The sequence below is a fragment of the Chitinophaga tropicalis genome, from assembly GCF_009758205.1.
Classification (GTDB): domain Bacteria; phylum Bacteroidota; class Bacteroidia; order Chitinophagales; family Chitinophagaceae; genus Chitinophaga; species Chitinophaga tropicalis.
This window is the reverse complement of the sequence record NZ_WRXN01000005.1, coordinates 268,081-289,313: the sequence shown is the minus strand read 5'-3', so window position 1 is coordinate 289,313 and position 21,233 is coordinate 268,081. Positions and strand designations below refer to the sequence as shown.

Below are 21,233 nucleotides of genomic sequence, written 5' to 3'. Positions count from 1 at the left end.
TTTTTAGTATCCAGTATTCTTTTCATTAAGTTGCATTCATGTTTTTTAATGTTGGTTGATAATGTACGATCGTGGTAAAGATGGTAGTGCTTTAAAAGCACTACCGTAATGGTTGGTTTTTGATTTTTGCCTTGCTGATTTAAATTGTTGGCAACGTTGGTTGTATTATTTAGTCACTATAAGTCTTTTACCGTTTTCTTCCAGCCTGAAATGAATACGTGAGTCTCTCAGGAAGTCCAGTACTACTTTAAGGTTTACCTCTCTGCTCATGCCTCCGCCAAAAGATATAGAAGGTACCCCGTTCTCAAATACCACATCAATATCATACCATCTCGATATCTGTTTCATTACCTCTTCAAGCGTCTGGCCTTCAAAGTTGAAGTTCCCGTTTTTCCAGGCCATTTCCTGGTCAGTATTCACATCTCTGACAAGTTGTAATGATCTGTCATTCTCTCTTAACTGGACCTGTTGGCCAGGCTTTATTACAATGCTCTTTTCATTGGCGCCTGTAAGGCTGGCTTTTACCGCACCTGTCAGCAGGGTGGTTTTAAATGGCTGTTCATCAGCATATGCTTTAATGTTAAAGCTGGTGCCCAGCACATAAATGGCATAATGATCGTTTATAACTACCTTAAAAGGTTTGTTGTGATCTGCAGCTACTTCGAAATAAGCCTCTCCTGTAACTTCCACTATTCTTTCGCTGCCGGTAAAGGCAGTAGGATACTTTAAGGAGCTGGCGGCATTGATCCATACATTGGTGCCATCCGGCAGTTTTATTTTAAACTGGCCGCCTCTGGGCGTGCGCAGGGTGTTATAGGTAAGCGGGCTTTCGCTGTTGCCGGGCTGGTAGTCCAGTTCCCCGCCGGTTTGCCTTACATAGGCACTACCCTGATCAATAGTTTGCCGTCCTTTGTTATCCAGGCTTATCACTGAGCCATCACTCAGTGTAAGCTGGGCTTTGGTGCTGCCGGGCAGCACATCTTCCACTTTCACTACCTGTTGCGGCGAAGTCTGAAGCCGGGAATATATAATATAGCCACCGGTCAGCATACAGGCCAGGATGGCGGCTGCTGCTGCGGGGCGCCACCACCTGCGCCCGGGCATAGGGACTACATTATTATATGTTGGTATGGATGTTTGCTTATCTGAAAAGAAAATGGCATTTAATACTTCACTGGCAGACTGTTCCTCCATCTTATGTTCAACAGGAGTTTCTTCAAGAGCCTCCTGGACCAGCTCATCTAACTGCGCCTCAGCCCCTTCCTTAGTTATAAGTTGCTGTAATTCAGTCTTCTCGCTGGCGGAAAGAGATTGATTGAGTGATTTTCTGAATAAGTATGAAAGTCTGTTTTCGTGCATATATACTATATGAGAGTGCAAAAAAAAGAGAGTGGGGTAATGGCTGTCAAAAAAATTATTGAATAAACAGGCAGACCAGTACAGACAGTCCCATCCTTGACAGGCAGAAAGAGCGTATACTACGCATGGCCAGGGCAAGATGTACTTTTACTGTTTCCGGGGAGATGCCCATTTTCAGGGCCACTGCTTCCCTTTTCAGACCTTCCTGCTTACTTAGCCTGTATACTTCCGCCTGTTGGGGAGGAAGCCGCAGAATGGCCTGCTGTAATAACTGGGTATATTCCTTATCAGCCAGTATCTGGTCTGCCGGAATAACGCTGTGTACCGCCTGTTGCAGGCCGGTATTGTCCGTATCTGTGGTAATGTTGAGCCTGGAAGTTTGTTTCAGGTAGCGGGTTATATAATTCCTCGCAACGGTGAACAGGTAGGCTTTGAAGTGCTGCACCTCCGCAAGATGACTGCGTTTCAGCCATATCTGCATAAAGATGTCCTGCACAATATCTTCTGCAACTTCCTGGGAGGTAGTCAGCTTATAGGCGATATTATAAATACGGTGCTTATACTGATGAAAGATGATCTCAAAAGAGTGATGGTCCCCTCCGGCTATCAGCAGAAGCAGCTCGTTCTCATTTTCTATGTTATGCCCTGATATTATGATTTAAATAAGTAAGTCCCGGCTAAAATAAATAAAAAGTTTGCATCTGTCTGAATTTTTAGACATAGAACAGTATAGGACACTATTTATTTGAAAATCCTGCATCTTTAAATAGCTGATCATTTTACCCCTTGTTTTAACCATTTAAACCCATCGTTATGAAAAAAATGATAAACCCTGTTGCTAAAACAGTCTGTGGCATCATGTTAATTCTCTTCCTCTTTGCAGGTTGTTCCAAAAATGAAGCAAACTTTGATGAAAGCCTTACCGGGCCACCGGAGAAAAATGAAATAGCCGCTGTAGCTGCCAGCAGTGCAGAGGTGGTGAAGATAGGCGATAACTACAGGGCCAGCGTAAATGGAACACAGGTATATTTAGGTACCGACTATATCGCTTCCATCAATGCTGCTATTGCCGGTCTTACTCCCAACCGCACTACGAAGGAGTGGGTGACTATTAAAAACTCCGGCAGCTCCGGCAACTCCGGCGGCGCTGTGAAATCTGTTACCCTGCGGAGCTATACCGGCCTGGATTTTTCCAATACCACATTCACTTGCAACAGTAACGACCTGCTGATTGTACCGGTGCTGGCTGACCGTAAAACTGAAATAGAGGTAAAGAACCTGAAAGTAGCCGGCAACCCGCGTTATGGCATCTGGTTCAAGGGCTGTACCAATATGGTGATCAGCAATATCACCATGAACCTCACCAATGGTTCCGGCCAGTTTGGTCTTGGCATACGGGTAGATCATAGCACAGCCGCCACGAGTAATCTCATTATCAACGGTAATATCAATATCACCGGTGGCGATATGTCTATAGAGACCTATGGACTGGACGGCTTTAATATCGGTAACGTTACTACCAGCAACAACTATGGCTGCGGAGTGCTGCTAAATCAGTCAAAGAACGGAACAGTAGGTACTGTTACGGGTAATTACAATTGTAACGGAGGTGGTTACGCTACTTTCCGTGTGGCTAATAATAATGGTCCCAACGTAACCTGCACCAAGGTATATTCCCGCAACAGCGGCAGGGGCTTCTTCAGTGTGTCCGGAAGTAACGGCACTACCGTCAATACAGTGGACATTGCCAATTCCACCAGCCATGGTATCTTCCTTGAAGATGCCTCCAATACAAAGGTGAACGGAGGTACGGTTTCAGGTGGAAACCCCAATGTACAGCATGTAAGGACCTCATCCTGTACTACTAAAGTGAACGGTCAGACATACACTGCTGCAAACGGCAAGTGGTAATCTTCAGAACAAACGTGGTAAATAATCAGCTGGCGAAAAGAACAGGCGTTGTAATATGGCGCCTGTTCCCCGCTATCATTAAACTCTTTCACATGCGGATAATTATATTTTCACTACTGCTTGCAGCAAAAGTATGTGCAGGCCAGTCTGCCGTTCCCGGAGCTGTTACATCGTACCTGGAAACTTATTTGCGGGAATGGCGTATGTGCCGTCATGAAGACTACGACAAAAGCTTCTGGTCTTTCTATAACACAAACACATTACCTTTTTTTACAGCTGTCGATATCAATGATGATAATAAGATCGATTACTGTGTGCTGGTGAGGAAGAAGAATGAATTAAGGCTTGTAATACTATTAAGTGATGGAAAGGGCTTTCGGCACTGGCTGTCTGATAAATTTCCCGGCAGCGCCACGCAATTGCAATATTGCCTGTTGCCGGAGCCACCCGGACGGATGGATGTAGCCTATCCTGTTATCAGTTCCCTTATCCTTACAAACAATGCACTTAATGTAATGCAGATGGAGAACAGGGCCTGTATTTACTATTGGGATGGTACGGCCATATCAGTTTTCCTGACCATGTAATGATTAATCTTATGAGATATACACTCCTTTTACTGATCGTCCTTTTTAGTTGTACTGATACGCATACTGTAACAGATATAGACGGAAATGTTTACCCGGTGGTGAAGGTCGGGAGACAGGTGTGGATGGCTGAAAACCTGAAAGTGACCCGGTACCGTAACGGAGATGCTATCCCGCATATAACATCTGGTCCTGAGTGGAGCCAGGCAAGGGATGGCGCCCTTTGCAGTTATAACAACGACACCGGTTATATTGAAGATTACGGTATGTTATACAACTGGTATGCCGTCAATGATAACCGGAATATAGCTCCAAAAGGCTGGCATATTCCTACAGCAGCAGAAGTAGCAGTGCTTGTGAATGCTTTGAAAGGTGATACGCTTGCCGGCGGGTCAATGAAAACTACGGTACCCGGGTACTGGCTGTATCCCGGCACTGTCACAGATACGGCAAGCGGTTTCTCTGCTTTGCCGGGAGGGTACAGGTATGGCCTGGACGGAACATTTCATACCCTGGGCAGTAATGCTTACTGGTGGCATACAACAGGCAGCTATGAGCTGTTTGCATGGAGCAGCCGTTTTTACAGCTATTTTGCCAACATCAGCAGGGACCCTCAGTATATGACCTATGGTTTTGCTGTAAGATGTATTAAAGACTGACCTTTCAGAGTTGCAGATCATACCTCAGTTCTACCAGTGGTTTATCGAAAGCAATGGATTCTTTTTCTTCAGTGAGTGTAAAGCCAAAACGGGTATAAAGCGAGATAGCGCCCTGTTGTTCGTTGGTTGTCCACAGGTAGGCGGATGAATAATTACGTTCTTTCGCGAAGGCTATAAATTCTGTCACCAGTTTTTTTCCTAAGCCTAATCCCCTGTATTCAGGCAGGAAGATGAAGTATCTTAACTGAAGGGCATTCCCCCTGTTCATACCTATCATGAATCCTATTATTTTGTCCTCATGTTCACAGATCCATACCCTGTCTTTTGCAGGATCGTAGGCAGCGGCAAATTCCTGTAATCCGTGAAGCACATAAATTTCGAAGTTACGGCCATAGTTTAGTTCTTCTGCATAGAGCTTTCCGTGCAGGTAGGCAATATATCCAAGATCTCCCGGAAGTAATTCGCTCCTGATGCTGATGCTGTTTGTTGTTGATCCGCTACTCATGTTGGTCTGTTTTTTTAGCCAGTATACGCTGTATGGCATTCATATGTTCTACAAGATCTTCCTGCTCATTTGCGTCCAGATCTTTTATTAACCTGCTTATCTGTAAGCCGGACGCTTTGTTAAGGGATTTAAATGTAAATAAAAAAGCCTTGTGAATTGCCGGATCACAAGGCTTTCTTTATAATTATATATTACCGGCTATTCCCACCATAATTTCATGGGAGCTGCCTGGTCTGTATCGTATTTGTACGGTTTATGATTTGCAGGAGCTGTTATCCACTGAGGCCAGTTCACCGTTATTTCCATTGCAGCCAGCTGGGCATTCATATTGGGTAGTGACGCGATAGTAACACCTGTCTGTGCTGTTCCTGCATTAGCATAGCTGTTGGTGATTGTCAGCTGGCTGGTAGAAGGACCTACAGCAACGAAGGCAGGCGCGGTGTAGTCATGGGCAACTACGTAGCTGTTAGAAATATTGGAAGTGGAACCGGCGTTATACACAATTCCACCGGCTTTGGAAGCATCGAAAGAGAAGTAAGCATAACTCATATCTATCACAGACGTTACCTGCATCATCCCTGTTATACCACCAATGATAGCACCTGTGATATTTCCCCTGAAAGAGCAGCCTGCCATTTTGGTGTTACTGATGTAACCTGCAATGCCACCTATGTATGATTCGATAGCGTCTTTAGGGGTCTGGATATTTCCTTTTACAGAACAGTTGTAAATAGTATTGTTCCAGGCCCTGCCTGCAATACCGCCACAATATGCAGCGCCTGTTGAGGAGATACCTTCCGCAGAGAGCTCAAGCCTTATATTTTTCAGCACACTGCCACTGTCTGCATCCATGAACAGACCTACATCAGTTGGGTTTGAGCCTGGTGTTCTGGAGGCTTTAATAGTCAGGTTAGTGATTTTATATCCCTGTCCGTCATAACTACCGGCAAAGTAGGATTGATATGCCGCTACTGAAAATACAGTATCCGGGAAGGCAAAATCCTGCACCTGCACAAAGTGTACGGATGTATCACGATGGGTATGAAAACCCATATGCATAAAGTCCTGGTAGTTCCTGACCTGAAACTCTATCTTCTGTGTTTTAGCGGTTATTGTTGTATCAGGGCCCTTAAAGGTAACTTTCAGTGTGATCTCACCATCCTTATAATTAGTTAATTCATTAAAATAGAAGGAGGCGCTGCCGGTCATGTCCAGCTGACCGGTACCTTTCACCAGGGTATCTGATGTTTTTTTCAGGCCGTTGCTGCCAGTTAGTTCGTAGGTGAAAGAACGGTTGGCTTTACCTTTGCTGATCTTTACTGAAGGATAAGTTTGAGTAAATGTGTTGAACATTTCACTTGTCCCGGTCTTCTCGAAGGTAAAACTTACTTTGGTACTGTCCTGTTTAGTGGTTGTTCCCGGATCTGGGGTGTTATCATTGTTCTTACTGCATGATGCTATAAGTAGCAGGGATGCTGCTAAAGAGCATAGGTAAATTTGTTTCATAGATATTGATTCTCGATTTTTATATAATAAATGTATTAATAAATATATTATTATATTATACTTTGTAACAATTGGAGAAGTTGTGTATATTATCAGACTGATATTATCCTGATTATGAATCGTTTCTGACGCTGTTACTACTTTGAGTAGGATTTAATTATCAGTCAGTTATCTAAAGTATAATATGTGAAAGTCATCCTTATTATCTTTACCTATTCAACCAAAAGGATATCATTTTCGAATGGCCGACAACAACCAACATGAAATTGCTGCCGAAAAGGAGCTGCTGGAAGCAGTTGCAGCGGGTAGTGAAAAAGCTTTTCGGAGCCTGGTTGAGCGGTATTGGCGCCATGTTTACTTTAATACACTTACCCTTGTAAAATCGGCAGAAACGGCTCAGGAACTTACCCAGGATATCTTCTTAAAGATATGGTTGCAGCGGGACAAGCTATCCGCAGTAACAAATTTCAGAACGTATATATATGTAGTTGCCCGTAACCAGGTTATCTCTGCCTTAAGGAAAAAGATCACAGGGACTGTTGCTATTGATGCCAGCGTTATCAGGGAGGACATCCTTTTACCAGACCTGCAGATGGAAGGAAAGGATGCTTACAAAGTACTGAAGGAAGGTATTGAGCAATTAACTCCGCAGCAAAGGCTGATCTTCAACCTGAGCAGGGCAGAAGGGCTTTCTCATGAACAGATAGCCGAACGGCTGAATATCTCGAAAAATACGGTTAAAGTGCACCTGGTACTGGCATTAAATACATTAAGGACCTGGGTCCGTAACAGGCTGGATTACATGCCCCTGGCATTGCTTATCTGGCTGATTGAAAAAAAATAAAAAAAAGTTAGCGGATAACTAATCCTGTCTCATTTTTAAAAGCGTCCTGTTAATAAAGAAGCCTGATATGGATCGTCAGCAACTGGAAATCTTACTGGAGAAATATATAGCCGGAGAACTGTCTGCTGAAGACAGAAGCCGGCTGGCAGTTGTCGTTAACCTGCCGGAGCATGAAGCGGTCCTGGATGAATTTGCCAGGAAGGTGATGATGTCTGACGATTTTTCAATGGCTGATGATCCTGCTGTAAAAGATGCCATTTTATCTTACCTGGACAGGCAGATCAGCGATATGCAACCAACGCCTGAGGAAATTGTTTTAGTATCAGGGCAAAAGCGGATGAAGTTCTGGCGTTATGCTGCCGCTGCAGCTGTAGTGTTCCTGGTGGGAGGAGCGGTATGGCTGTCCTTTTTCTCAACCAGGCGTACAGCTGATGGACCTGTTGCAGGCCGCAGCAGTACCGGTTCAGGTGGAATAATGCTTACCCTGGCAAATGGACAACGTATAGCGCTGGATAGCAGTCAGAATGGCGCTCTCGTAGTTCAGGGCAACACTTCTGTTATTAAGAATAAAGCCGGGCAGCTTAGCTATCAGCCAGCGCCTGCCAGAACTGATAAGGAGGTTGTCTTTAATACATTAAAGACTTCCAAAGGCAGAATGGTCAGTGTGGTATTATCTGATGGTACCAGGGTTTGGCTGAATACGACTTCTTCTATCCGGTACCCGGTAGCATTTGCAGACGGGCAACGGATCGTGGAGCTGAATGGGGAAGCCTTCTTTGATGTGGCGAAGAACCCTTCTATGCCTTTTAAAGTTATAGTAGCAGGCCCGTATGGAAAAACAGTTACTATACAGGTACTGGGTACCAGTTTTAATGTACAGGCTTATAATGATGAAGATAAGGTCAGCACGGCTGTTGCAGAGGGCATGGTGGGTGTGGTTACCGATAGGGAATCGCGGTTGGTAAAAGCCAGTCAGCAGGCTACCGTTGCCGGCGATCAGTTAAAATGGATGGAGCATGCAGACCTGGCAAAGGCCACTGCATGGAAAGATGGCTACTTTGTTTTCCGCGAAGATCAGCTGAGCGATATCATGAAACAACTTGCCAGATGGTATGATATAGACGTACGTTTCACAGGACCAATAAGTGATCACTATACCGGTAAAATCAGTCGTAACGCAAATATTTCACAGGTTTTAAAAATGCTTGAAGCCGCCGGAGGGGTAAGCTTCACAATAGAGAACAATAGAATAACTGTCTTACCTAAAACGATGTAAGGCCAACCAGTATTACTGCCAGAATCTTGTTAGCAGACCATTACGTTTTTCCTGTAAAAAACCGGAAACGGTAGCGCGTTTCCGGTCATATACGAGGTTAAATATGCAATGTGTATTACTGCTTATTATCTAACCAAATCTAACCAAAGGTATGTATTTTTTGAACTACTGCACATTTGGCCTCGTCAGAGGCTACGGCATTGGATTGTTAAGAAAAATGAAACTCATCGCTGTTTTTTTGCTGTTGATTGCGCTGCATGTGGCGGGTAAGGGAATTGCGCAGAAAGTGACCCTTTCCATGCAAAATGAACCACTTGAAAAAGTCATTGCTGAGATCAGTCGCCAGAGCGGCACGGAGATCCTCTATAACAATGACCTGATACGCAAAGCGGGCCGGGTATCTGTTACCATCAGAAATGCCGATGTACTGGAAGCGCTTACCGAGGCCTTATCATCTACCAGGTTTGAATTTCGTGTGGTAGAAAATAATATTGTCATAAGTCCCCGGGCCGGTGCGGCTACATCTGATATACCCGCTACTATGCCAGCAGCCACTATTTCAGGAAAGGTGACAGAGCCGGATGGTAAACCACTGGCGTATGTATCGGTGGCAAACAAAACACAAAAAAAGGCCGTACAGACAGATGGCAATGGCTTGTTTTCCATAGCTGCTGCCCAGGGTGATGTGCTGGAATTCTCCTTTGTTGGTTATGCTTCCCGGCAGTATAAGGTAGATGGTAAGAAAACTACGGTCAGCATCATGCTTGTACCCAAAGCTTCTGAGCTTAATGAAGTGGTGATGATAGGATACGGTTCTTCCGTAAAAAAAGATCTTACCGGTTCTGTGGCAACAGTAAGCAGCAAAGAGATACAGGATATACCTTTTAATACGGTTGATAATGCTATTGCCGGTAAAGCCGCCGGTGTACAGGTAACCAAAACGGATGGAACGCCGGGAGGAGCTGTACGGATAAGAGTACGTGGCAGCACCTCCATACTGGGAGGAAATGATCCGCTTTACGTGATAGATGGGATACCAGTACAGGTACAGTCCAATTATATCAATCCCGGTTATGATGTAAGCAGTCCTGTAGGAAACGATATAGCAGGTGTTGGTGGATCTGCACAGGGATTATCTACCGCTTTTGTAAATGGCCTCAATAGCCTGGGCGGACTAAACCCAGATGATATTGAATCTATCACTATCCTCAAAGATGCAAGCGCTTCCGCTATCTACGGGTCAAAAGCTGCCAATGGAGTTGTCATCATCACTACCAAAAAGGGCAGGAAGGATATGAAGCCACAGATCACGGCAAACTACTACGCCACTTCCACCAGTATTATGAGAAGACCGCATGTGCTCAATGCACAGGAATACAGGATGCTGATCACAGAAGCTGCTGTTAACAGCAACGTTGTCAGGGACCTGGCCGGCAGGGCTCACAGGCCACAGGCAGACCAGATCGTAAATCAGCCGGAACTGTTCTTTGGTAAGGGGAATACCGACTGGATCAAAGAGGTTACCAGGTCTACACTTTCCCATACCGCAGAAATAGGCATCCAGGGTGGTGGCTCTGCTTCCCGGTATTATACTTCCATTGCCTATACCAGCACTCCGGGTATCATTAAAAACACAGACTTTAAAAGGATAGTAGGTAAGATCAACCTGGAAAATGAGATCAGTAACAGGTTCCGTCTGATCACTAATTTCAATATAGGCTTTACTAACCAGAATATGGCTAACGGCGCTTACGGTCAGGCGCTCAGGGCAAGGCCGGATTATAACCCCTATGATTCAACAGGCGCATTTGTCAACTTCGCTGATGTAGGCTATCAATACCAGGGATTCCAGAATCCTGTGGCAATGCTCACCGCCATTAATAATTCAAAGACCATAAGCCTGCTGGGATCATTAAACGCAGTATATGACATCACCCCTGCATTCCAGTTTAAGAGCACTGTGTCTCTGAATAACCAGATTTATAATCAACGGTTGTATACCCCTTCATACCTGCAGATAGGCAGTTTTTACGGTAATGTATCTTCTAACGGAGGTATAGGCAGCAACAGTAACAGCCGTTTCACAGACTGGTTTGTGGAGAACACATTAGGCTATAACAAAAAATGGAGGGATAAGCATGCCTTGAACGTGCTGGCAGGTACGTCTTATGAGACAATCAAGAACAGTTTCTTCAGTGCAACAGCCAGCGGTTACCCTGATGATTATGTACTTAACGGCCTTTCCGGTGCTGTAAATCCTCTGTTCACCAGGGGAGATGATCCCCGTAAGCCGCAGAGCTATCTCATATCTTATTACTTAAGGGCTAATTACGTTTTTAAAGATAAATACCTGCTGACCTTCACAGGACGTGCAGATGGCAGTTCCAAGTTTGGTCCTGACAATAAGTTCGGTTATTTTCCCTCCGGTGCTATTGCATGGCGTATATCAAAAGAGAAATTCCTGGACAATGTAGCCTGGATAGAAGACCTGAAATTAAGAGGAAGTTATGGCATAACAGGTAACCAGAACATAGGTAACCAGATGTACCGTACCCTGTATTCCCCCTATTCTTATGCCGGCAGCAGCGCCCTGGTCCCCACACAGCTGGGTAACCCGAAAATAAAATGGGAGACAACAAAACAGGCAGATGTAGGGCTTGATTTCTCTTTTTTCAGGAACAGGTTACAGGGAACGGCCGACTACTTTAACAAACAGACAGATGATGCCTTGTTAAGCCTTCCTGTGCCTCCCAGCAGTTCCTATACCTCCCTGCTGGGTAATGTTGTTGGTATACGTAACCGGGGGGTGGAGATTGCTATCCAGGGTGATATTATACGGACAAAGAACTTTCGCTGGAACATGTCTGCCAATATCAGCTGGAGCAGATCTACTGTTACAAAGCTTAGCAGCATTGCCGATCTGAATTCCCAACTGAACTCTCCCACAGGCATTGAATACCAGAATACCACGCTTGCAGAAGGAAAACCACTGGGATTGATGACAGGTATGAAGGTGAATGGTATCATTAAAACTCAGAAAGAACTGGATGACTATAAAAAGAAACTAGGTCTCTTTGCCGGTTTTGTATTCCCCTACCTGGGTATAGGCGATCCTATGTTCCAGCTGGATACCGTGTCGTATGCTGCATATGGAGCGGCTTATCCTGAGTTCCATGCAATAATAGGCAGCGGCGCCCCCAAATATTTCGGAGGCTTCAGCCAGAGCTTCAGCTATAAGAATTTTGATCTGAACCTCTATTTCCTCTATTCACAGGGAGGACATCTTATGTGGGGGGATGATGTAAGCAGCACCACTTTTGTAGGTACTTCCAACGCCAACACCTCTATGCTGAAAAGGTATACCAACAAAAACACCGGCAGTAACCGCCCCCGCCTTCTGCTGGGAGATCAGCTTTTATATAACAGCAACCTGAGTATTTACAATTCCTCCTATCTCAAATTAAGGACAGCTACACTGAACTACCGGTTTCCTGCGTCCAGGTGGATGAGTAAAGCTGGTATACAGTCGGCCGCAATTTACATTTCAGCTACTAACCTGTTTACGATCACCAGATATCCGGGTAATGATCCTGAAACCTCTGATGACAGCTACAGCGTTTCCGGCGGTTATTTTGATGTGAGCAATTATCCCGCAGTCAGGACATTCTCTATAGGTGCTAAAATGGTGTTTTAATCATCCAAAATTGAAAAAAATGAATCGGATCTATATAAGCCTGTGTTTGATAATAGGAGGCATCCTGGGCGGATGTAAAGACGAACTGAATGTCTATCCAACAACACAACAGGTTGATGGTAATATTATCAAGGACGAGAAGAGCGCTACCACTGTTCTGAATGGGGTGTATTACCGTCTGGCCAACGGAGGCGCAGATGTTAATGGCGTTCCTTCTACACGATGGTATGAATATTTTGAAGTAATACCGTCCCAGCTAAGCGGAATGCTCTCTTACTCTTTTGGAGGAGGAGGCCTGGACGAACATGTGTACAATGCAAAAACGTCCGACGCAATTGCCATCTGGAACTATGGAAATGCCCTGGTGAATGCCGCCAATGGTTTTCTGAAGAACCTTGACCCCGTTAAGACCATTCCTGCCGCAATTAAAGCGCGTATGACGGCTGAGGCCAGGTTTTTAAGGGCTTGTGGTAATGCTCAGTTATTACTGTTTTATGGACAGTTCAATGATACTACAAGCACTTACGGTATCATATTAAGAGATGAGTTTGTACAGCCCACTAACCTGTATCCTTCCCGTGCAACCGTAGCTGAAAGCTATGCGGCTATTCTTGCAGACCTGGAAGCTGCTATACCAGATCTTCCCGATATGGCCACATCAAAGGTTTATGCCAATGTCTGGGTAGCCCTTTTACTGGAAGCGCGGTTGCTGATCAACAGAGGCGGAAACGCGGATTATGCAAAAGTTATCAGCCTTACAAAGAATATCATTGCCAACAGCCCTTTTACGCCTGAAGCCAGTACAAAAGATATCTTCTGGTCCAAAGGGTTGTCCAGCAATGAAGTCATGCTGGGTATACAACCCTATGCTACCCAGAATGTGAAATGGACCAGCGAAATATATTCCAACTATTATAGTCCCAATAACTTTATGAAGGACCTTTTCAGCGCTGATCCCAGGGCTGGCTGGTATATGCAGCAGGTGGAAACCAGGTTTGGTCCCAGTGTGGCGCTGACAAAATATTATCCCGGTTCAGTTACAAATGTAACGGCTGCGGCCATCAATGAAAATGGATATGCTTTCAGGCTAACAGAAGCTTACCTGCTGCAGGCCGAAGCCATTGTTGCATCCGGAGGCAGCCTGGATGAGGCAAAAGTGTTACTGAAAGAAGTGATGGAGCATGCGGGGTATACTGACTTCAACTCAGTAGATGCAGCTGTAACAGCAGAGCAATTACAATTACTGATCATCAAAGAAGAGATGAAAAACTTTGTCGGAGAAGCCGGACAGGACTGGTTTGCCGTTCGCAGACTGCCTTTTGCTACTCTGCAGGGCCTTCTGCCCAGCATTAAAGATAAAAGCCTGTTGCTATTGCCCGTACCGGACGCTGAAATTATTGCCAATAAGAATATGGCACAAAATCCTAATTATTAATCCGAAATGTTTATATGAAAAAGGCACTATTATTACCAGTTGCATGTTTCTCATTTTTGCATTCCATCGCACAGGATAACACAACTATCAATGCCTCTGTTAAAGGTCTTGAACCAGGGCAATGGGTGTATTGTTATAAAATGTATGACAGGGACCAGAAGGATTCTGTTAAGACATCCAAAGATGGATTTACCCTGAAACTGAATATCCCAGCTGGTCAGGGAGATGCCTACCTGTTACAGATCGGTTCGCAATATAAGGAGAATGCCATGGCGCTCTTTTATTTGGAACCCGGAAAGGTAACATTGAAAGGAGAGGGGCCCCTGTTCAAAGATGTTAAAATGTCCGGACAGAAGGCAATAGAAGAATACAATACCTATGAGAAAATGATAGATAATGACCCCGTTCTGAAAGAACGGAGCACCATCTACAGGAAAGCAAATGAATTATATGCAAAAAAGGACTCTCCTGGCCTGGCTGCCCTGCAACCGCAACTGGACAAGATCGATTCTGTAAGCAATGTTCTTACCGAGCAATGGATCAAAGCACATCCATCTTCAGGCGTCAGTGCATTCCTGTTGGGATATCAGCTGGGAAGGCTAAGTATGGAAAAGAAGCAGGCTATAATTAACGGACTTAAACCTGCCGCGCTTAACAATGGTCCTGCCAGGCGGCTTCAATCCAGTATTCGTATCTATAATCTCACTGGTATAGGTAAGGTAGCGCCTGATTTTACACAAAATGATACCCTGGGCAATCCCGTATCATTGAAAGACTTCAGGGGAAAGTATGTGCTGGTGGATTTCTGGGCCAGCTGGTGCGTGCCCTGCAGAGCAGAGAACCCCAATGTTGTAAAAGCTTTTAATACCTATAAGGACAGGAACTTCACTGTACTGGGCGTATCGTTAGACAGGCAAGGGGGCCGGGATAAATGGCTGAAAGCAATACATGATGATCAGCTGACCTGGACGCATGTTTCTGACCTGCAATTCTGGAGTAATGCTGTTGCCAAACAGTATGATATCAATTCTATTCCTGCTAACTTTCTTATCTCTCCGGAGGGAAAGATCCTTGGCAGGGACCTGCACGGAGAAGAGCTGATGCAGCAGCTTGAAACATTGCTGCCTGCTGCCGGCGTATCTACATCTACGTCCCGGGGGGGAATATTTCATCTTTCCGGGAAAACAAAAGATGTTAAAAAGGTCATGCTTTACTATACCGGCGCCGGAGGCAGGATGGTGAAGGATAGCTGCAAGGTCAGCAATGGTACGTTCCGCTTTGAAGGAAAGATAGAAGAGCCTGTAATGGCTTCCCTTACAGATGGCGTTTCTATGTCAATCGATGCAGAAGGTATGACCACTTTATATCTTGAACCGGCGGAAATGACAGTAGATATACCTGCCGGAAATTTTAAGGAAGCTATTGTGACCGGATCTAAGACACAGCAGGAATACGAAGAACTGGAAAAACAGAAGAAACCTGTAATGAAGGAAATGGCGCCTCTGACTGCTGAATATCAGAAAGCATCTGCAGCTGTAAGCGCTGCAGTCCAGGCACGCAAAAGTGAGAAAACTCTTGACAGTCTTCGTAATATCGGAAATAATATTCATGAGCGGTTCACACCTTACAATGAGCGCATGGCCAGAATAGACTATGCCTTCTTTAAAGCTCACCCGCAATCCTATGTGACAGCATTTACTTTAAGATACCATGTCAATAGCCTGCCGCTGGATACGCTTAAAGCGTATTACGCGGGGTTGGGAACAAATGTACAGCAAAGCCGTTCCGGTAAAGCACTTGCATATGAAATAGAAAAACTACAGGCCGGATCGCCGGGTAGTATGGCGAAAGATTTTACCGCCACAGAGCTCAACGGGAAACCTTTAACTCTTTCTTCTCTGAGAGGAAAATATGTACTCATTGATTTCTGGGCCAGCTGGTGTGTGCCTTGCCGCAAAAGTATGCCACATGTTAAAGCGCTCTATACTCAGTACAGGGATAAAGGGTTTGATGTCATTGCCGTTTCTGACGACGACAGAGATACCGCCGCATGGAAGAAAGCCGTTACAAAAGATGGTACAGGTATGTGGCATAATGTGTTACGCGGGTTGGATATGGAGAAAGCGCTCAGGCAGGAGAAGAATGAACGTGATATCAGTGATAAATTCGGCATTCATGTATTGCCTACAAAGATACTGATAGACCCGGATGGGAAGATCATTGGGCGTTATGATAGTGGGAGTGAAGAGGAAGCTGCTGCACTGGACGGCAAACTAGCGGAAGTATTCAGGGAAAAAACAGCTTTAAGATAACGACCAACCATTAAATAAGAAAAGGGGGTGTCTCATCTTAAGATGAAGACACCCTTTGAAAATAATAGCCCTTCTGTTACCGGGTTATTGGTTAGTTACTTTATCAAACAGTCTGAATGCATTCTGGTAGCGTATGCGTTTATTCGATACCTGCCCAACATCTGGCATATCAACGGGTTTGTTAACGGTATCACAAAGGAAGGAAAGATCGCTGCCCAGACGGAACTGAGCCACGCCATGACAGCCCTGGCAGCCACCCATGGAGTAACGGACGCCATTGTAGACGATATTGTCTTTGCGATTAAAAGGATCATCAATACTGGAGCCATTGAAAAGCTGTAATACAGAATCGGACTCAATCACATAATTGGCCAGGAAGAAATTTGGTACATTTGAATCACTGGTTGTTTGCGACTGTACTCCTATCAGGAAGTAATTCTTCCATACGGAAGATGGATTAGCGCCATTCAGCAGATAATGAGCTTCGTTATTCGCCACCTCAACTTCATGTGTTATTCCATGTGTGCGAGGGTAGCCGGTGATGATCCCACCGTATTCTTTGCCTGTTGAGTCCAGTTTTACATAACCCATACTCACTTGTGATGAGGTGACATCTTTATGTTCCCATGTGGCATAAATGAAATTGGGGAAACGGGTTGTTTTGTGAATGATATGTAATCCAATAAGCAGGTATGTATCATTTATTGCGCGTACAGCACCGCCGGGGTCTTTGCGATAGGTTAAAATTTTTCGTTTGAAATATGTGTCTGCGGTTCCATCTTCGGGCAACATTTTACGCCATGCTGTTTTTACTTCTATAGAACCTTCCTGATTTCTGTCGGCAGGGGTTTTTGGAATAGTCCCGCAAGGCAGACAGACTACTCCTTCTGCTGAAGGACAGTCACATGTATTTGTGGAGCCTTTATAGTATCTATTATACTGCTGGATATTGTTATACGTCGTCTTATTAGCCTGCTTTAATTGTTCTGCAGTAGGGTAAGTACGCCTGATGTAATCGTATTCGTCCCGGTTTACCTTAGCCTGGTAAAGTACCTGATGCTGCTCACCATATTTATTTGTGTACGCGTAAAGATTACATGATCCGATTTCATTATTTTCATCGAGATTATTGAAAAGATGGAGGTCTATACCAGGATCGGCTTTAGGAGTACCGCTTTTGTAAACGTAAGTAGGGATCTTGTCGAAAGACAGCATTTTATCATCTCCTGGACGGAATTCTACCCGATGGTTGTAGGTTTCCCATACTGCCAGATCCGGGTAAGGTTGACGATTATTGGTATAATTCCAAAATAAATCAGGTTCCCCGCGTTCTCTCCTGGTACCACTGAAGACATAACTTGACTTCCAATTCAATGCAAGGAACTCATTCCAGGCAAACCGGGCCAGTGTTAACTGATCTGCAGTGATATCTGTTGGAATATCATGTGGTGGTTTGTTCAGAAATTGGATAGAATAAGTATTTGCTGCTTTATTACTTTCTCTCGCAAATAGTGCTGCAGGCTTCTTTAATATCAGCAAAGCACCTGCAATGATAACCAGAAGGGTTAGAATGATCAAGACCGTTTTTTTCATCTTATTAATATTTTAAGTAGATGCTAACGTGAAAAGCATCAGCATCTACAGGGGTGTTTATTAAAAGATCTCCATTTCTATTGTTTTGTCAGCAATAGCAGCATTCAATACTGATTGAGTAACTTCACGACCAGTAATTTCAATCCTGTAATTTGAAAGATCAGGGCTCTTGTCTGCTACTTTATCCAGGTTGAAATATGCTTCTGCTGTGAGGTGAGCACGACAGTTTTCACAGCCAAGAACATTCCAGCGACTTAAAACCGAGTGATGCCCTATGTAATGTTCCTGACCATCCACAGTAGCATATGCAGTTATTACGAAAGAGCCAAAGACGTTACCACGGTTAATGTTAGATACCCGTAGCTTCTTGGTGGATAGCTCTTCCTCACCTGCTTTATCTTCACCGTGCATCCACTTAATAAGGTCCAGAGACCCTACCGTGTAGGTATAGCCTAACTGTTCTTCAATGTTGACACATTCACGTGATGTATAGAATACACCGGTCTGGGGATTAATGAATGGTTCCAGCGGGGAATCTATTGTTAATAGCTGTCCGGGCTGGAAGCCAACACTAGGCACATTGTCGTCATCGGTAGTTCGGGTGCCCGGGTAACCCTCCATTATTGTCAGGCTATTGGTAGACTGGTGTTTCTTTTGCCATATCCAGAACATCCTGTCTACGTTGCAGTGATGGAAAAAGAAGATAGGATCAAATGCAGCTGTATCATTTTCTCCCATATCACCATTTGCCCCGGGAATGGGAGAATAATCATGAGCTGCACCAGGTATATTGAATCCGCCAACAGCAAGATGAATATCATTATGAGGCGCCTCCAGAGATACAACAGCAGGTTGGGAAGGATGCTCCTTGTTCCACTGAGCCGCTGAGGTGTTATTGGAAAACACCGTATAGTTTGGTGCATCACGGCATAGTGCATAGAGCACATGCACGCCTCCAAGTCTTAATCGCGCCGCAATATCAGGAAGGGTGATGGTCTTGTTCAGCCATCCCTTTACGTTGTCATTAAGGTGCTCAGTACCCTGATTGGCATTGAATTGTTTGTTATGCTCTTCAGATTTTTTCCTGTCTTCCGGAGTGCCTACCAGGCCGGAATATGGGTAACGAACTGTATCTGTACCCTGTGGTTTGGAATACAGGGACTGATCGCCCTGCACATCATCATTGATAGCCACCTGGAACCTGTATGACCGGATAGGGTTATCGATCATTTGTCCATCCAGTGATACTTTCTCCTGTGTCAGCGACCAGGGAATTCCCTTGGAAATAGAGTCGTATTCTGTTTCATCCCAATAGGGAAGTGTAACGTTTTCGCAGCCTCTGATACTACGAAGTGCATCTTCCAGTCTTAAAAGACAAGCACGGTGCCAGGTAGGGAACAGTACATTGTTATGATTACAATATCCTCCCCAATATTTATCATCTGTAGAACCAGGGCCGCGGAATGGCTCGCCATGGTACCCGCCAACAATAAAGAACGAGTTAGGATCATTTACCGGCAGCTCCTTAATGCCCTTCCAGGCGCGCATAAGATTTTCCAGCGGAGCTTTATCTCCTCTGGTATACATATCTTCCAGTTCACGTATAGAGCGGCGAACACGGGGATTAGTCTGTTTATTTGCCATGAGAATAGATTTTGAGGTTATTGTTGATTCTGAGGAAATGACTATTACACTTGTTGCTGTAACCTGGCAGGCCTGGTTGAAAATGTGCTTAACAGGGAACCGGCAATGATAAAAAACATTCCTGTTAAAAGCAGCCATTTCATTCCGGGAAATGTAAACCGTGCCAGCAGCAGACATGTAGCGCCAAGCAAACTACAACTGAATGGCAGTGGCCCCTTTTGTTTGATGGTCCTGTATTGCATTGCTATATGGAACAGCAGGAATGTCAGTAATACAGGTAACAGCCAGGGCATATAAGGTACTTTAGACATACCTATGCTTCCCAGCATGCTCATATAAACTGCCCAGCACATAGGACATTTGGGGAAAAATGCAATGAGAATACTTAACAGGATGGAGGGAACTGTTCTTGCTGATCTCTTCGATACCTGTTGCCAGTTTTTATTACCGGAGGTATCTGAGGTTCCACAGTTACAGGTAGATGGGGTAGTCATATTTGAGGGATTGAGTAAATAAACCGGTTGCTTCCTTAAGCAGGTTCTGTAGCATCTACAGCGTAACAGGTGGCAACTTCACCTGCTTTATGAATGGGGCCGTTCCCACTCAACGGAGGATGATCTTTCAGGCGCACAACAGATCCTGCCAGCACAGTAGCCTGGAGTTCTCCGCCTTCTACTTTGGGAAGAAAGTAGACGTTGTAGCCATATTCCCAGTAAGCTCTGTGAGAACCCTGGCCATTGTAGCCGGTACCGATGATCTCCAGCCCCAGTGGCTTTGATTCCAGTACCTTTCCTTTCAGGTCCAGGCTCCATAGACCGTCTGTACCTATAGTGCCGGAGATCTCACCCTGCTCGCTGATGAATAATTTCATAGTACCATCACCCAGTTCCAGGTCATCTGGTTTAATGTTCAAATCAGTTATGTTGAGGAAGCTGCGATACGACCATACAGAGTCGCCATGATATTTAATTCTAGCCATGATAGATGTATTTAAATATGAACAATAAATATCTTGCTCCTTAAGAAGAAGTGAGGAATTGTAGTCATAAGTGTAAAAAAATTCCCTCATCACAGTGGATGGCGCATTCACATGTTGTGGATAATATGATAATTGAAGAAAACTATACTTGTACTAAAAGGAAAGTTTCGTTTTAATGTTTTGAGGTTGACCGATTATTTAATGGTATAAATCCAGACAAAAGTGCTTATGGTCGCGAATATAGAATATAAATTAATACAAAGCTCAATCTTGGAAAAAAATTATCAAGCTGAGGCCTGGTCTTACCGGTATATTTAAACTATCTTTTAATGAAATTAAATGTAAGCTATGAGAAACACTCTTATTATCTGCACAGCGCTGATCATCCTTTCAGCATGCGGTCAGCTGGAGAATTCAAATTCCACAGTTATCTCACTCAGCTACGAACAGACAGATATCCAGAAACAGTTTGATACCCTGTACAATTATCAGCAAACAAGCATGGGGGCGTATAAAGGGTTTATTGAACAGGCGTTGGCCATATGCCATGGTGATAAGACTGATACTATCACACAGGACGTATTTTCCAGCATGTACCTGAATCAGCAAACCGGCCGTTATGATTGTATAACAACCACTGTTTTCCAGTTTCCCAACGGGACTATTTCCGCCACAGGCATCTTTAAACTCACCCCGGGAGATACAATTGCTCCCGATCATAATTTTCCTATCACTGGCGGTTCCGGCGTCTTTAAAGATATTAAAGGCACATATACCCGGGAATACAGGAATGGGGTATATCATGTAGAACTGAAATATAATATATTACAGCAGGAAGGTTATTGAAAAAAAAGATCCGTTTATTCAGTAGATAATCCATTCTTGTGGCCTCTATGATATATACCGGGCAGAGGCCTGCAAAAACATGA

17 protein-coding genes are annotated in these 21,233 nt (G+C 44.5%); 9 read left to right on the top strand and 8 right to left on the bottom strand.

Annotated elements, in window-relative coordinates; translation table 11 throughout:
* Positions 1-165: 165 nt before the first annotated feature.
* Positions 166-1,359, bottom strand: coding sequence for a FecR family protein (locus GO493_RS13720; protein ID WP_157306750.1), 1,194 nt, complete (start codon positions 1,357-1,359; stop codon positions 166-168).
* A gap of 55 nt (positions 1,360-1,414) precedes the next feature.
* Entirely contained in the window at positions 1,415-1,933 is a 519-nt protein-coding gene (locus GO493_RS13715; protein ID WP_317165430.1) for an RNA polymerase sigma factor, read from the bottom strand.
* Between the two features lie 239 nt (positions 1,934-2,172).
* On the opposite strand from GO493_RS13715, the gene GO493_RS13710 reads away from it, so the two are divergent.
* The 3 genes from GO493_RS13710 (at position 2,173) to GO493_RS13700 (ending at position 4,516) form a co-directional block, all read left to right on the top strand.
* A complete protein-coding gene (locus GO493_RS13710; protein WP_157306749.1) occupies positions 2,173-3,270 on the top strand; it encodes a hypothetical protein in 1,098 nt (365 codons plus the stop codon).
* A 92-nt stretch (positions 3,271-3,362) separates the two neighbouring features.
* Positions 3,363-3,857 (top strand): hypothetical protein, encoded by a 495-nt coding sequence (locus GO493_RS13705; RefSeq protein ID WP_157306748.1) that lies wholly within the window; start codon positions 3,363-3,365, stop codon positions 3,855-3,857.
* Between the two features lie 11 nt (positions 3,858-3,868).
* On the top strand, positions 3,869-4,516 hold the full coding sequence (locus GO493_RS13700; RefSeq protein WP_157306747.1) for a fibrobacter succinogenes major paralogous domain-containing protein: 648 nt from the start codon (positions 3,869-3,871) through the stop codon (positions 4,514-4,516).
* Between the two features lie 4 nt (positions 4,517-4,520).
* Here the strand turns inward: GO493_RS13700 and GO493_RS13695 are convergent, their stop codons facing one another.
* Positions 4,521-5,021 carry a GNAT family N-acetyltransferase gene (locus GO493_RS13695; protein WP_157306746.1) on the bottom strand — a complete coding sequence of 167 codons (501 nt, stop codon included), beginning with the start codon at positions 5,019-5,021 and terminating at the stop codon, positions 4,521-4,523.
* 198 nt (positions 5,022-5,219) lie between these two features.
* A complete protein-coding gene (locus GO493_RS13690; protein WP_157306745.1) occupies positions 5,220-6,527 on the bottom strand; it encodes a GLUG motif-containing protein in 1,308 nt (435 codons plus the stop codon).
* A 241-nt stretch (positions 6,528-6,768) separates the two neighbouring features.
* Between GO493_RS13690 and GO493_RS13685 the strand changes: the two genes are divergently transcribed.
* From GO493_RS13685 to GO493_RS13665, 5 genes are all read left to right on the top strand, one after another.
* Positions 6,769-7,371: an RNA polymerase sigma factor gene (locus GO493_RS13685; protein ID WP_157306744.1), complete on the top strand. Its 603-nt coding sequence runs from the start codon at positions 6,769-6,771 to the stop codon at positions 7,369-7,371.
* A 67-nt stretch (positions 7,372-7,438) separates the two neighbouring features.
* Positions 7,439-8,647: a FecR family protein gene (locus GO493_RS13680; RefSeq protein WP_157306743.1), complete on the top strand. Its 1,209-nt coding sequence runs from the start codon at positions 7,439-7,441 to the stop codon at positions 8,645-8,647.
* A gap of 151 nt (positions 8,648-8,798) precedes the next feature.
* The gene (locus tag GO493_RS13675) at positions 8,799-12,341 is read left to right on the top strand and encodes a SusC/RagA family TonB-linked outer membrane protein (RefSeq protein WP_157306742.1); all 3,543 of its coding nucleotides are present in this window, start codon (positions 8,799-8,801) and stop codon (positions 12,339-12,341) included.
* 19 nt (positions 12,342-12,360) lie between these two features.
* The gene (locus tag GO493_RS13670; RefSeq protein WP_157306741.1) at positions 12,361-13,776 is read left to right on the top strand and encodes a RagB/SusD family nutrient uptake outer membrane protein; all 1,416 of its coding nucleotides are present in this window, start codon (positions 12,361-12,363) and stop codon (positions 13,774-13,776) included.
* A gap of 14 nt (positions 13,777-13,790) precedes the next feature.
* A complete protein-coding gene (locus GO493_RS13665; protein WP_157306740.1) occupies positions 13,791-16,088 on the top strand; it encodes a redoxin domain-containing protein in 2,298 nt (765 codons plus the stop codon).
* A gap of 84 nt (positions 16,089-16,172) precedes the next feature.
* Here the strand turns inward: GO493_RS13665 and GO493_RS13660 are convergent, their stop codons facing one another.
* From GO493_RS13660 to GO493_RS13645, 4 genes are read right to left on the bottom strand one after another with little or no spacing between them, the layout of a single operon-like run.
* A complete protein-coding gene (locus GO493_RS13660) occupies positions 16,173-17,681 on the bottom strand; it encodes a hypothetical protein (RefSeq protein ID WP_157306739.1) in 1,509 nt (502 codons plus the stop codon).
* 60 nt (positions 17,682-17,741) lie between these two features.
* Positions 17,742-19,325: a tyrosinase family protein gene (locus tag GO493_RS13655; RefSeq protein ID WP_157306738.1), complete on the bottom strand. Its 1,584-nt coding sequence runs from the start codon at positions 19,323-19,325 to the stop codon at positions 17,742-17,744.
* Positions 19,326-19,369: 44 nt separating this feature from the next.
* The gene (locus GO493_RS13650; protein ID WP_157306737.1) at positions 19,370-19,819 is read right to left on the bottom strand and encodes a hypothetical protein; all 450 of its coding nucleotides are present in this window, start codon (positions 19,817-19,819) and stop codon (positions 19,370-19,372) included.
* Positions 19,820-19,854: 35 nt separating this feature from the next.
* The gene (locus tag GO493_RS13645) at positions 19,855-20,304 is read right to left on the bottom strand and encodes a hypothetical protein (RefSeq protein ID WP_157306736.1); all 450 of its coding nucleotides are present in this window, start codon (positions 20,302-20,304) and stop codon (positions 19,855-19,857) included.
* A 348-nt stretch (positions 20,305-20,652) separates the two neighbouring features.
* On the opposite strand from GO493_RS13645, the gene GO493_RS13640 reads away from it, so the two are divergent.
* Positions 20,653-21,150 (top strand): hypothetical protein, encoded by a 498-nt coding sequence (locus tag GO493_RS13640; RefSeq protein WP_157306735.1) that lies wholly within the window; start codon positions 20,653-20,655, stop codon positions 21,148-21,150.
* Positions 21,151-21,233: the final 83 nt, after the last annotated feature.